The following is a 12,784-nucleotide window of genomic DNA, read 5'->3' as shown; positions in this document are numbered from 1 at the left end:
GCGTGGGGCGATGGAGGTGTGCCGTCGGTTCGGCGTGTGGTGGTGCGCGGCGACGCCGGGTGGGCGTGCGGAATGCCTGTGACGCAGGCGTCCGGGCGCGCGGGCCGGGTGGCTCGCGGGGACAGCCGGCGTACGAGGGAACTCGGTGCGCCGGCCGCCCGGACACCCACAACGTATGGCACGCCGTGTCGATGGACAAGGCACTGCGTGCCAAGAATTTGTCTCAGTTGTCATCCGTGAGGCACGCATGAGCACCGGCAGTCCACTCTGTGAGGTGAAATGTCACCTTAGGTGGCTGTTTGGTGGCGGAGCGGCTCAGTTGAGGCGTGTCACCGTGGGCGTGCGGGTGAAGAGCCGGTCGCCGAACGAGTCACGCGTTCTTGAGCGCCTGCTTGATCGTGCGCATGACCTCGTCCAGCGGCGCGTCCGTACGGGCCACCGCCACCAGGACCTCGCCGCTGGTGCTCACCGTGGCCGCCGGCTGCGCCGCACCGCCCATGGCCCGGCCCGCAGCGATGCCCGAGCCGAACGTGTCGCGGACGATCGCGAAGGCGTGGTCCAGCTGCGCCTCCACATCGCCCTGGCCGTCGGCCCGCAGCCAGCGGCGCAGCACATGGTTGTGCGCGGTGACGACGGCGGACGCGGCCACTTCGGCGAGCAGCGGATCGTCGTTGCCGTCGGGGTGCTCGTGCTCGTCGAAATGGCCCAGCAGATAACGGGTGAAGAGCCGTTCGTAACGGGCCACCGAGGCGATCTCCGCCTCGCGCAGGGTGGGCACCTCGCGGGTGAGCTGGTAGCGCGCCACGGACAGGGTCGGCGAGGCCGCGTACATCCGCATGACTTCCTTGATACCCCGGCACACCGTGTCGAGCGGATGCTCGTGCGCGGGCGCCGCGTTCAGGACGGCCTCCGCGCGGACGAGGGTGTCGTCGTGGTCGGGGAAGATCGCCTCTTCCTTGGAACGGAAGTGCCGGAAGAACGTCCGCCGCGCGACCCCGGCCGCCGCGGCGATCTCGTCGACGGTCGTCGCCTCGTACCCCTTGGTCGAGAACAACTCCATCGCCGCCGCCGACAGTTCCCGGCGCATCTTCAGCCGCTGGGCCGCCGCGCGGCCGCCCGCCGCGCTCTCCGGCGCGTCGGACGTCGGGTTCGTACGGGCGGGCCGTCGGGGGGAGTCAGCGGGCTGGGCCATGCCCCGAACGTACTGCATCCGCGCAGGACGGCGCGCCCGTGGGGGGCCGCTCCCGGGCGTCAGCGCCGGGCGGCGTACTCGCGGAAACCCCGGCCCGTCTTACGGCCCAGACAACCCGCCGCCACCAGGTGTTCCAGCAGTGGCGCCGGAGCCAGCCCGGGATCGCGGAACTCGCGGTGCAGGGCCCGCTCGATGGCCAGCGAGACATCCAGACCGACCACGTCCAGCAGTTCGAACGGCCCCATCGGATAGCCGCCGCCCAGCTTCATCGCCGCGTCGATGTCGTCCAGCGTCGCGTAGTGCTCCTGGACCATCTTCACCGCGTTGTTCAGATACGGGAACAGCAGCGCGTTCACGATGAAACCGGCCCGGTCGCCGCAGTCCACCGGATGCTTGCGGATCGTCGCGCACACCTCGCGGACCGTCGCGTGGGCCTCGTCCGACGTGAGGACCGTACGGACCACCTCGACCAGCTTCATCGCGGGCGCCGGGTTGAAGAAGTGCATCCCGATCACGTCCTGCGGACGCGTGGTGGCGCGGGCGCACGCCACCACCGGCAGCGACGACGTGGTGGTGGCCAGCACCGCACCCGGCTTGCAGACCTTGTCGAGCGCCGCGAACAGCTGCCGCTTGACCTCCAGGTCCTCGGTCACCGCCTCCACGGCGAGATCCACGTCGTCGAACGCGTCCAGCGAACCGGCCGGGGTGATCCGCGCCAGCGCGTCGTCGCGCGCCTCCCCGGTCAGCCGCCCCTTGTCGACGGAGCGGCCCAGCGACTTGGCCACCCGTGCCTTCGCGGCGTCCGCCTTCTCCTGGCTGCGGGCCGCGAGCACCACGACGTAACCCGCCTTGGCGAAGACCTCGGCGATACCGCTCGCCATCGTGCCCGAGCCCGCGACGCCGACCGAGCGGACGGTCCTCTCGCTCCCGTCGCCGCGGCCGTCGTCCAGCGGGGTCAGCGCGTCGCGCACGACCGTGCCGCTGCCCGGCGCCTCGTACGTGTAGAAGCCGCGCCCCGTTTTACGGCCGGTGAGCCCGGCCTCGCTGAGTTGGCGCAGGACCGGCGCCGGGGCGTGCAGCCGGTCGCGCGACGCGGCGTACATGGCCTCCAGGACCGTACGGGCGGTGTCGACGCCGATCAGGTCGAGCAGCGCCAGCGGGCCCATCGGCAGCCCGCAGCCGAGCCGCATCGCGGCGTCGATGTCCTCGCGCGACGCGTACCTGGCCTCGTACATCGCGGCGGCCTGGTTGAGATAGCCGAAGAGCAGCCCGTCCGCGACGAAACCGGGCCGGTCGCCCACGGCGACGGGCTCCTTGCCCAGCTCACGCGCCAGCGCCGTGACGGCGGTGACGGCGGTCGGCGCGGTCAGCACCGACGAGACGACCTCGACCAGCCGCATCGCGGGGGCCGGGTTGAAGAAATGCAGCCCGAGCACACGCTCGGGATGCGCGGAGTCGGCGGCGAGCCGGGTCACCGACAGGGCGTTCGTGCCGGTGGCCAGGATGGCGGTGGGGGAGACGATCGCGTCCAGCGCGCGGAAGACCTGCTGCTTGATCTCGTACGACTCCGGGACGACCTCGATGACGAGATCGGCGTCGGCGGCGGCCCCGAGATCGGTGAAGGTACGGAAGCGGGCGAGCATCGCGCTCCGCTCCTCCTCGGTGATCCGCCCGCGCTCCACGGCACGCGCGGTGGACGCTTCGAACACGCCGACCGCGTGGGCGGTGGCGCTTTCGTCGATGTCGATACCGATGACCTCACGGCCGGCGCGGGCGAGGACCTCGGTGATACCGGTCCCCATCGTGCCGAGGCCGACGACGGCGATGGTGGAGAGAGGGATGTCCATCACGGGACTCCTGGGGTGAGTGACGACTGAAGAGGGGACAGGTGCGTGTCGCGTGCGCGTGCCGCGCGGGCGGAGATGGCGGTGAGGGCGGCTGTGGCAGGGAGAAGCGAGAGCCGGCGGACCCTGTCCCGGGATCACGCCGTGCGGCCACGGTGAAAACGGCCGCGGTGTCGCCCAACCGCGTTGTGCCGAACCGACGGACACTCACGGTGGCTGCGTCACCAGGCCACCGGGAGCCGCGGGGGTTCCCGCTCACTTGAGATTAACCGGCGGGTAACGAGCGCGCCAGCCCTGCGGAGATGTGCGATGCGCCACCGGTGGGATCCGGCCGTTCCCGGGTGTGGCGGTCACGGAGAGCGCCCTCGTGGACACGGAGCGCGGATACCCTGCCCGGCATGAGCGAGCTGGAACGGCAGGCAGGACCCGCGGACACGGTGGGAGCGGCTGGGGCCGCGGGAGCGGCTGGGGTGGTCGAGGCCGCCGGGGTGGCCGGGGTGACCGCACCCCGCGCGTCGGTCACCGCCCGTGCCGAACAGGGCATCCCCGACGAGCACTTGCGCTCGTTCGCCGAGCGGGTACGGGAGGAGTCCCGCGACTCGGCCACGTACCGGCGGCTGATCGGCACCGACGACCACGAGGAGCTGGCCGACGTCCTCGTCGCACCCCGGCACCCCCTGTGGGCCCGGGAGATCGCCGCCTTCCGGCTGGGCCGCGCGGGGGACAGGCGGGCGTTCGAGACGCTGGTGCTGCTCCTCAACCACCGCGATCCCGAGCGCTGCGCGTCGGCCGCGCACGCGCTCGCCCGGCTTGCCGACCCCCGTACCCCGCGCGCCGCCGCCGCGCTCGCCACGAACGTGCTGCGTACCGCGTACGCGCTCCACCCGGTGCGGCTGCTGACCGAGCTACGGGCGCCGGAGTCCGTACCGGCCCTGCTCACGACCCTGGAGCGGCTGCTCGCGCCCGGCGAGACGCACTGGCGGGTGGCGCTGGCGTGCGTCGAGGGCCTGGGGCAGCTGGGCGACCGGCGCGCGCTGCCCTTGCTCAGGGCCGCCCGCGCGCACCCCCGGCTCTCCGGCGCCGCGTCGGAGGCGCTCAGCCGGCTCGGCTGAAGGAGCGGGCGTAACGCACCTCGGGCACTTCCGCGCCGCCGACCTGGAAGGGTTCCTCGGCGCCGTCGGGTGTGAATCCAGCCTTTTCGTAGAAGCGCCTGGCCCGGCTGTTCTCCTTCAGGACCCAGAGGACGAGCGGGGAGCACCCGGCGGCGGTGGCCCGCTCCAGCCAGGTGTCCATCAGCGCGCGGCCGACGCCGCCGGAGACATGCTCCGGCCGTACGTACAGCGCGTACAGCTCCTGTGCGCCGGCGGGTGTGTCCTCGTCCCGGCACGGTCCGAAGCAGGCCCAGCCGACCACGACGCCGTCACGCTCCGCCACGATGTTCACGACGGTGCCGTGCCCGCCGACGAGCCGGCCGCGCTGCCGGGCCGCGTCCTCCTCGACGCTCATCGCGTCGAGATACGCCTGCGGCATCAGCCCGGCGTACGCCCACTGCCAGCCGCCGACCCGCACGGCCGCGACGGCCTCGCAGTCGTCCTCGGTCATCGCGCGTATCCGGAGGTCCATGGCTCAGGCGTCCTCGCCCACGATCGCGAACGCCTCGATCTCAACGAGGAGTTCGGGCCGGAACAGCGCGGCCACCTGGACGGCGGAGCTGGCCGGGGGCCGCGCGGTGTCGATCACCTCGTCGCGCGCGACGCGTACGGCGGGCAGGTGCGCGACGTCGGTCACGAAGTACGTCAGCTTGACGACGTCGGCGAAGGTGGCCCCGGCCTCGGCGAGACAGCGCCGCAGATTCTCGAAGACCTGCCGCGCCTGCGCCCCGGCGTCCCCCACGCCGACGATCCCGCCTTCGCTGTCGAAGGCGCACTGCCCGGACACGGCGACGAACCGCCCGGTGCCCCAGACGACGTGGCTGTAGCCGCTGCCGGGGGCGACGCCGGCGGGGGAGTGCACATGAGTGAGTCGAGTCATGCGGCCCATCCTCGCGGGCACGCTCACCGCGGGGCGAGGGCTTTTCCGCGCCGGGACGGCTCGCCCGGCCCCCTCGGCCCGAGAAGCCACCCGCCCTGCGGCACGCCCGTGTTGGCAACCCCGGACCCGCCCGGTCGCCGGTCCGTTTTCAAACGCCGGACGGGCTGAAAACGCACCCCAGGTCTACGCCGCCCCCAGCGCCCTCGTCAGCAGTCCGTGCGTCTGCGTGTCGAACGCCATCAGACTGATCCGTTCCACAGTCGTCGGCGTCGACCTGAGCGTGGTGACCGCGATCCGGGCCGCCCGGTCCTGCGGGAAACCGAAGATGCCCGTGGAGATCGCCGGGAACGCGACGCTCCTGATGCCCAGTTCGTCCGCCACCTCCAGGCAGCGGCGGTAGCAGGAGGCCAGGGCGTCCGCCTCGCCCCGGTCGCCGCCCTTCCAGACCGGGCCCACCGTGTGGATCACATGGCGGATCGGCGGCGGCAGGTCGAAGCCTGGGGTCGCCTTCGCGTCGCCACGCGCGCACGGTGCGAGCGCCGCGCCCGCCTCCGCGAGCCGTGGGCCGGCCGCCCGGTGGATCGCCCCGTCCACGCCGCCCCCGCCGCGCAGCGACTCGTTGGCCGCGTTGACGATGGCTTCCGTGTCCTGGCGCGTGATGTCGCCCTGTACGACCTCGATCACTGTCATGCCCGGATGATCGCACCGGGCCCCCGCGCGTGCGCCGGAATCACAGCAGCGTCAGCTGCGTCGGCCCCACTTCGGGCACCTCAGGCACCTCCGGTGTCTCCGGGACCAGGACGCGCCGCCGCGCCGCCCGCCCGGCCGGGCCGATGCCGAACTCGTCGGCGAGTTCATGGACCTGGCGCGTGATGCGGCGCTGGTACCACTTCGGCGCGTACGCCCCCTCCGCGTACAGCCGCTCGTACCGAGGCACCAGATACGCGTGGTGCTCCCGCAGCCACCGCATGAACCACTCGCGCGCGCCCGGCCGCAGATGCAGCACCAGCGGGGTCACCGACGTCGCCCCGGACGCGGCTATCGCCCGCACCGTGGCCCGCAGCTGGTCCGCGCTGTCGCCGAGGAAGGGGATGACGGGGGCCATCAGGACCCCGCAGCCGATGCCGCTGTCCGTCAGCGTGCGGACGGCGTCGAGGCGGCGCTGCGGCGAGGGCGTGCCCGGCTCGACCGTGCGCCACAGCCGCTGGTCGGTGAAGCCGACGGAGACGGACACGCCGACGTCCGTGACCTCGGCGGCCTGTTGCAGCAGTTCGAGGTCGCGCAGGATCAGCGTGCCCTTCGTCAGGATGGAGAAGGGGTTCGCGCGGTCGCGCAGCGCGGAGATGATGCCGGGCATCAGCCGGTAGCGGCCCTCGGCCCGCTGGTAGCAGTCGACGTTCGTACCCATCGCGATGTGCGCGCCCTGCCAGCGGCGCGAGGCGAGCTGGCGGCGCAGCAGCTCCGGCGCGTTGATCTTGACAACGATCTGCGAGTCGAAGCCGATGCCGGTGTCGAGGTCCAGATAGCTGTGGGTCTTGCGGGCGAAGCAGTACACGCACGCGTGTGAGCACCCCCGGTACGGATTGACCGTCCATTCGAAGGGCATCCGGGACGCGCCCGGTACCCGGTTCACGATCGAACGGGCGCGGATCTCGTGGAACGTGATTCCGCGGAATTCGGGGGTGTCGAAGGTCCTCGTACGTACCGCGTCCGTGTCGAAGAGCGCCGCGTCGCGGGCCGACGTGGGGTTCTCGGCCAGATTGTCCCAGCGCATGTGCGCCTCCTCAGTTGTACTGACCACAGAATAGAACACGTGTTCCCGTGATCGATGCAACCCCGGATTTGGGCGCGCCTCGCGGAGATGGTTGGCTGGCCGTCCGGAGAAACGAATGCTGGAGGAAGCCATGGCGCAGGTCGAGGCCACGACGGAGCGGATCATCGCGGCGGACCCGGAGACGGTGTTCGACGCGCTGGCGGACTACCAGGAGATCCGTCCGAAGGTGCTGCCCGCGCACTTCAGTGAGTACGAGGTCCGCGAGGGCGGGGACGGCGAGGGGACGCTCGTCCACTGGAAGCTCCAGGCGACCAGCAAGCGCGTCCGCGACTGTCTCCTCGAAGTCACCGAGCCCACGGACGGTCAGCTCGTGGAGAAGGACCGCAACTCCTCGATGGTCACCACCTGGGTCGTCACACCGGCCGGCGAGGGCCGTTCCAAGGCCGTAGTGACGACCGTCTGGGACGGCGCGGGCGGCATCGGCGGCTTCTTCGAGAGGACGTTCGCGCCCAAGGGGCTCGCCCGTATCTACGACGAACTGCTCGAAAAGCTCGCGACGGAGACGGAGAAGGCGTCCGAGACGTCCTGAACGGTCCCCACCCCGGGGTCACCGATTCGAGTGGTTTTACCCGCGACGCGTGACGTGCGCCCGCGCACCACGCGTCGTGGGAAAGCCGCTGATGAGCGCCCCCCGGAGACCTCTCACAACCGAATGCCGCGATGCGCCGTACTCCATCCGGCGAACCGCCCGACTTGCTCCCGCTCTGCGTGCAATGTGAAGAATTACGCCGCGCAGAGGCGACGAAGGGGAGCAATTCGTGGGTGGGATCACGCTGGTGAAGGACGACGAGCAGGCCACCGTGCCCACTCCGGTCACGATCAACCCGCCCCCACCCGCCACCGGCGCCGCCACCCCGGGCGATGAACTCTCCCCGCGCCGGGTGCGCCTGGTCTTCATCGGGCTGATGCTCGCGCTGCTGCTCGCGGCGCTTGAGCAGATGATCGTCGCCACCGCCCTGCCGAAGATCGTCGGCGAACTCCAGGGCCTCGACCGGATGCCCTGGGCGATCACCGCGTATCTGCTGACCTCCACGATCGGCCTGCCGATCTACGGCAAGCTCGGCGATCTCTTCGGCCGCAAGGGCGTCTTCCAGTTCGCGATCGTCGTCTTCATCGTCGGATCGGCCCTGGCCGGCTGGTCCCGCACGATGAACGAACTCATCGCCTTCCGCGCCCTCCAGGGCGTCGGCGCCGGCGGACTCATGATCGGTGTCCAGGCGATCATCGCCGACATCGTGCCGCCCCGCGAACGCGGGCGCTACATGGGCCTCATCGGCGGCGCCTTCGGCCTCGCGTCGGTCGCAGGACCGCTGCTCGGCGGCTTCTTCACCGACCATGTCTCCTGGCGCTGGTGCTTCTACTTCAACGTGCCGTTCGGCCTCGTCACCCTCGCCGTCGTCACCGTCGTACTCAAACTCCCCAAGCCCCGCACCAAGGCCCGGCTCGACATCCTGGGCGCCCTGCTGCTCGCCGCCGCGTCGACCTGCCTGGTGCTGCTGACCAGTTGGGGCGGTACGGAGTACGAGTGGGGCTCGCGCGTCATCGTCGGACTCGCCGTCGGCTCCGTCGTGACCGCCGTCCTGTTCCTGGTCGTCGAACGCTTCGCGCCCGAACCGATCATCCCGCTGCGGCTGTTCCGCGACTCGATCTTCAACATCACCGGTCTCGTCGGCGCGGTCATCGGCATCGCGCTCTTCGGCGCAGCCAGTTATCTGCCGACCTTCCTCCAGATGGTCGACGGTGCGTCGGCCACCGAGTCCGGCCTGCTGATGCTGCCGATGATGGGCGGCATCGTCGGCGCCTCCATCATCTCCGGCCAGCTCATCAGCAAGACGGGCCGCTACCGCGTCTACCCGATCCTCGGCGCCGCGGTCTCCGCCGTCGGCATGTGGCTGCTGTCCCGGCTGGAGACGGACACCTCCCGCCTCGAATACAGCGTCTGGCAGGCCGTGCTCGGCATCGGTATCGGCCTGGTCATGCCGGTGCTGATCCTCGCTGTGCAGAACTCCGTGCAGCCCTCCGACCTCGGCACCGCCACCAGCGCCAACAACTACTTCCGCCAGATCGGCGGCAGTGTCGGCGCCGCCATCTTCGGCACGCTCTTCGCCGACCGCCTCGCCGACGCGCTCGTCGACCGCGTCCCGTCCGGGGCCGGGCTGCCGAGCGCGGAATCCATCACGCCGCAGATGGTGCACGCGATGCCGCCCGCGCTGCGCGACAGCTACATCCAGGCGTACGCGGACGCGATGCCGCGCATCTTCCTCTACCTCGTGCCGGTGCTCCTGCTCGGCCTGCTCATCGCCTGCTTCCTCAAGGAGAAACCGCTGGTGTCCTACAACGCATCCGCCGCCGAGTCCACCGCCGTACCGTCCGCCCGCACCGCTCCGTCGGCGCCCGCATCCTCGAACGGCGCCGCCGCCTCGCCCACGTACACGCCGGGCGTCCCCGTCTGCGGCACCGTCCAGCACCACGACGGCACCACCGTCCCGCGCGCCGCCCTCACCCTCATCGACGTCCAGGGCACCCAGATCGGGCGCGGGGCCAGCGGCGAGGACGGGCGGTACGCGCTGAGCGTGCCCGGCGCCGGGTCGTACGTGATGATCGCAGCCGCCGGCGGGCACCAGCCGCAGGCCGTCACCGTGACCGTCGGCGAGCGCCCCGTCGAGATGGACGTGGTCCTCGGCGGCGCCGGGCGGCTCGCCGGCGCCGTACTGACCGCCGACGGCACACCCGTACGCGACGCGGCCGTCACCCTCACCGACGTACGCGGTGACGTCGTCGCCTCCACCCGCAGCGGGCGCGAAGGCGGTTACGTCATCTCGGAGTTGGTGGCGGGGGAGTACACCCTCGCGGCCAGCGCCCCCGCCTTCCGTCCCGCCGCGCTGCTCGTCAGCGTCCAGGCCTCGCGTGAGACCAGACAGGACATCGAACTGGCCGGCGGGGCGGTGCTGCGCGGCACCGTACGGGCCGGCGGGGGCCGTCCGGTCGAGGACGCGCGTGTCACGCTTCTCGACGCGGCGGGAAATGTCGTCGACACTCTCACGACGGGCGCCGACGGAACGTTTCGCTTCGTCGACCTCTCCTCCGGCGAGTACACGGTCATCGCCGCCGGGTATCCGCCGGTGGCCACGGTGCTGCGGATGGCGGGCGGCGGACGCACCGAGAGGGACCTGCAACTGGGCCACGAGGACTGAGCCGACCACTGACTGAATTTCAGTCAACTTTTCCCAGTGCGCGGGCGCACGACCTATTAGTTCAATGCCCCGCGCACTGCGTGTTCGGAGCCGTACCGTGGGTGCACAGCCGCAGATCCCGGCGGCGGGGAAGGAGCCTTCCACCCATGGACAGTGGCACTCCGCCGCTCCGGACGCGGCCGCATCGTGCCGTCGCCGGCCGGATTCCGCTCGCCGTGGTCGTCGTGGACGCCGACGGCCTCGTGTCGCACTGGTCGAGCGGCGCAGGGCGGCTTTTCGGCCATTCCGAGGAAGAAGCGGTCGGGCAGCCCGCGGGCGATCTGATGCCGGTCGCCGGGGCGCTCACCGAGGACAGGACCGCGAGGGTCAACGGCGCGTACGAGGCGTACGACGGGCACGACGAGCTCGGTCCGGAGCTGCACGGACGCAGCTCCTATCCGACCGCAGGCCGGGCGACGCTCTCCGACGCGGGACGCCCCCGGCTCGATGTGCTGTGGTGGGCCTATCCGCTCGCGGGCCCGGGACCCGGCCGCCATCTCGTACTCGCCGCGGACGTCGACCAGCTCCGTATCGACGCCGGCGCCGACAGCGAGCGGATCGCGCCGAGTTTCTCGCTGCACACCGAGTTCCCCGACTCCGAGTCGCTGGCCGGCCATCTCCCGCACATCCTGCCGAACATGAGCGTCGCCGACTCCGGTCGCATCGTCGCCCAGGTCCTCGAACTCGGCTATCCCGTACTGGAGTTCAGCCACTGCGACCGGGTCCCGGTCACTCCCGACTGGGGTGTGCCGCGCCGCGCTGCCGTCAGACAGGGGCGGGCGTACGGCACGGCCGACCACCCCGCGCCCGCGCCCGCGCCGGAACAGGACCTCGAATACGCGGCCGTCCGCGAACGCCTGGAGTTCCTGAACGAGGTCAGCGGCCTGATCGGCTCCTCCCTCGACCTGGCGCGCACCATCCGCGAGGTCACCAGCGCCGCCGTCCCCCGCTTCGCCGACTTCGCGGGCACCCATCTGCGCGCCGCCGTCCTCGCCGGTGAGGACTTCCCCGCGGGCCCGCCCGACGCGGCCACCGTCTGGCACCGCGTCCGGGTCGAGCACAACGACGAACCGGGCCGCTGGGACGACACGGTGCCGATCGGCGAGGCCATCGCCTTCCCCGAACACACCCCGTTCTTCCAGTGCATGGTCACCGGCGAACCCGTCCTCATCCCCCGGCTCGACGAGGCGGACGGCGACCGGATCTCCGCGCGGTTCGAGAAGCGCGACCTGCGCCCGCTCATCAACAACCGCTCCATGCTGCTCGTGCCGCTCAAGGCACGCGACATGGTGCTGGGCTTCATGGTGCTGATGCGGCGTCAGGAACGCCACCCCTTCGACGACATGGACCGCACCACCGGCGCCGAGCTGGCCGCGAGGGCCGGTCTGGTTCTCGACAACGCCAGGATGTACACGTATCAGGAGAATGTCGTCGACACCCTCCAGGACAGCATGCTGCCGCAGGTCGCGCGCCGGATGGCGGGCTGCGACATCGCCACCCGCTATCTGCCCGGCGCCCGGCTCGGCAGGATCGGCGGCGACTGGTTCGACTCCGTCAAACTGCCCGGCTCCCGTACCGCGTTCGTCGTGGGCGACATCATGGGCCACGGCCTCAACTCGGCCGCGATGATGGGCCAGTTGCGTACGGCCGTGCAGACGATGGCGACCATGCAACTGCCGCCCGCCCAACTGCTCCGCAATCTGGACGACTTGGCACGACGGCTGGGCGAGAACTATCTGGCGACCTGTCTGTACGCGGTCTACGACCCCATCCGCTCCGAGCTCCAGATCGCCAACGCCGGACATATCCCGCCCGTGGTGGTCCGCGCCGCCGACGGCCGCAGCGAGCAGCTCGACCTGCCGACCGGCGCCCCCATCGGTGTCGGCGGGGTGCCGTTCGAGAACGTGACGGTACGGGTCCGCCCCGGCGACCGGCTGGTGCTCTGCACCGACGGCCTGGTCGAGGTGCGCGGCCAGGAGATCGGCGCGGGCCTGGCGGCCCTCTGCGAGCTGGCGGCGCATCCCGCCGCCTCCATGGACCAGGCCTGCGACACCATCATTCGCGCGCTCAACACCCACGGCGGACGCAAGGACGACGTGGCGCTGCTGATGGCCAGGCTGAACGGCATCCCGGCCGACGACGTCGCCGAGTGGCGGCTCGCCCTCGACGCGCGCGAGGTCACGCGGGCCCGGGGGCTGGTGCGCGGCAAGCTGTACGACTGGAATCTGCCGCAGGCCGTGGAGCACGCGGAGCTGATGGTCAGCGAGCTGGTCACCAACGCTGTACGCCACGCCCGGATCCGCCATGTGAGGCTCCGGCTGGTCCGCGCCGACGCCCTGCTCTGCGAGGTCACCGACGACAACCCCGCCCCGGCGAGCCTGCTGGGCGCGAAGCCCGACGACCAGTTCGGGCGGGGTCTGCGGGTCGTGAGCCGGCTGGCCCGTGGCTGGGGGAGCAGCAGTACTCCGCACGGCAAGACGGTGTGGTTCGAACTGGCTCTGGCGGGAAGGGGTTCGCGAGTGAAGCGCGTAGGTGACGTGGCGTCAATTAACCGTCGGTGGGCGTGAGATGGGTGAGTCCCTGCTGACCGAGGCGGGCCTGCGGATCATCGACAGCGGCGACACCGTGCTTCCCCGGACGGAGTATCGGC

10 protein-coding genes are annotated in these 12,784 nt (G+C 71.4%); 4 read left to right on the top strand and 6 right to left on the bottom strand.

What is annotated here, in order from left to right; translation table 11 throughout:
• Nucleotides 1-370: 370 nt before the first annotated feature.
• The gene (locus OIE74_RS06480) at nt 371-1,192 is read right to left on the bottom strand and encodes a TetR family transcriptional regulator (protein WP_329379325.1); all 822 of its coding nucleotides are present in this window, start codon (nt 1,190-1,192) and stop codon (nt 371-373) included.
• Between the two features lie 59 nt (nt 1,193-1,251).
• Nucleotides 1,252-3,039 carry a 3-hydroxyacyl-CoA dehydrogenase family protein gene (locus OIE74_RS06475; protein WP_329379324.1) on the bottom strand — a complete coding sequence of 596 codons (1,788 nt, stop codon included), beginning with the start codon at nt 3,037-3,039 and terminating at the stop codon, nt 1,252-1,254.
• Between the two features lie 539 nt (nt 3,040-3,578).
• On the opposite strand from OIE74_RS06475, the gene OIE74_RS06470 reads away from it, so the two are divergent.
• Nucleotides 3,579-4,148 (top strand): HEAT repeat domain-containing protein, encoded by a 570-nt coding sequence (locus OIE74_RS06470; protein WP_329392192.1) that lies wholly within the window; start codon nt 3,579-3,581, stop codon nt 4,146-4,148.
• On the opposite strand, the gene OIE74_RS06465 is transcribed toward OIE74_RS06470, so the two are convergent.
• The 4 genes from OIE74_RS06465 to OIE74_RS06450 all read right to left on the bottom strand — a co-directional run bounded on the left by OIE74_RS06465 (nt 4,132) and on the right by OIE74_RS06450 (nt 6,841).
• Entirely contained in the window at nt 4,132-4,659 is a 528-nt protein-coding gene (locus OIE74_RS06465) for a GNAT family N-acetyltransferase (RefSeq protein ID WP_329379322.1), read from the bottom strand. The genes OIE74_RS06470 and OIE74_RS06465 overlap by 17 nt on opposite strands.
• Nucleotides 4,660-4,662: 3 nt before the next feature.
• Nucleotides 4,663-5,067 carry a RidA family protein gene (locus OIE74_RS06460; protein WP_329379319.1) on the bottom strand — a complete coding sequence of 135 codons (405 nt, stop codon included), beginning with the start codon at nt 5,065-5,067 and terminating at the stop codon, nt 4,663-4,665.
• 183 nt (nt 5,068-5,250) lie between these two features.
• Complete coding sequence (locus OIE74_RS06455) at nt 5,251-5,757, bottom strand: O-acetyl-ADP-ribose deacetylase (RefSeq protein ID WP_329379317.1); 507 nt, start codon at nt 5,755-5,757, stop codon at nt 5,251-5,253.
• A 40-nt stretch (nt 5,758-5,797) separates the two neighbouring features.
• Nucleotides 5,798-6,841: an Rv2578c family radical SAM protein gene (locus OIE74_RS06450; RefSeq protein ID WP_329379315.1), complete on the bottom strand. Its 1,044-nt coding sequence runs from the start codon at nt 6,839-6,841 to the stop codon at nt 5,798-5,800.
• A gap of 130 nt (nt 6,842-6,971) precedes the next feature.
• Between OIE74_RS06450 and OIE74_RS06445 the strand changes: the two genes are divergently transcribed.
• From OIE74_RS06445 to OIE74_RS06435, 3 genes are all read left to right on the top strand, one after another.
• Nucleotides 6,972-7,430 carry an SRPBCC family protein gene (locus tag OIE74_RS06445; protein WP_329392191.1) on the top strand — a complete coding sequence of 153 codons (459 nt, stop codon included), beginning with the start codon at nt 6,972-6,974 and terminating at the stop codon, nt 7,428-7,430.
• Nucleotides 7,431-7,659: 229 nt separating this feature from the next.
• Nucleotides 7,660-10,095 (top strand): MFS transporter, encoded by a 2,436-nt coding sequence (locus tag OIE74_RS06440; RefSeq protein ID WP_443076040.1) that lies wholly within the window; start codon nt 7,660-7,662, stop codon nt 10,093-10,095.
• A gap of 146 nt (nt 10,096-10,241) precedes the next feature.
• Nucleotides 10,242-12,701, top strand: a complete 2,460-nt coding sequence (locus OIE74_RS06435) for an ATP-binding SpoIIE family protein phosphatase (RefSeq protein ID WP_329379313.1) — start codon at nt 10,242-10,244, stop codon at nt 12,699-12,701.
• Nucleotides 12,702-12,784 lie beyond the last annotated feature (83 nt).

Origin of the sequence: Streptomyces sp. NBC_01716 (assembly GCF_036248275.1) — a bacterium.
Classification (GTDB): domain Bacteria; phylum Actinomycetota; class Actinomycetes; order Streptomycetales; family Streptomycetaceae; genus Streptomyces.
The sequence above is the reverse complement of the archived record's forward strand: the minus strand, read 5'-3'. Positions and strand labels throughout refer to the sequence as shown.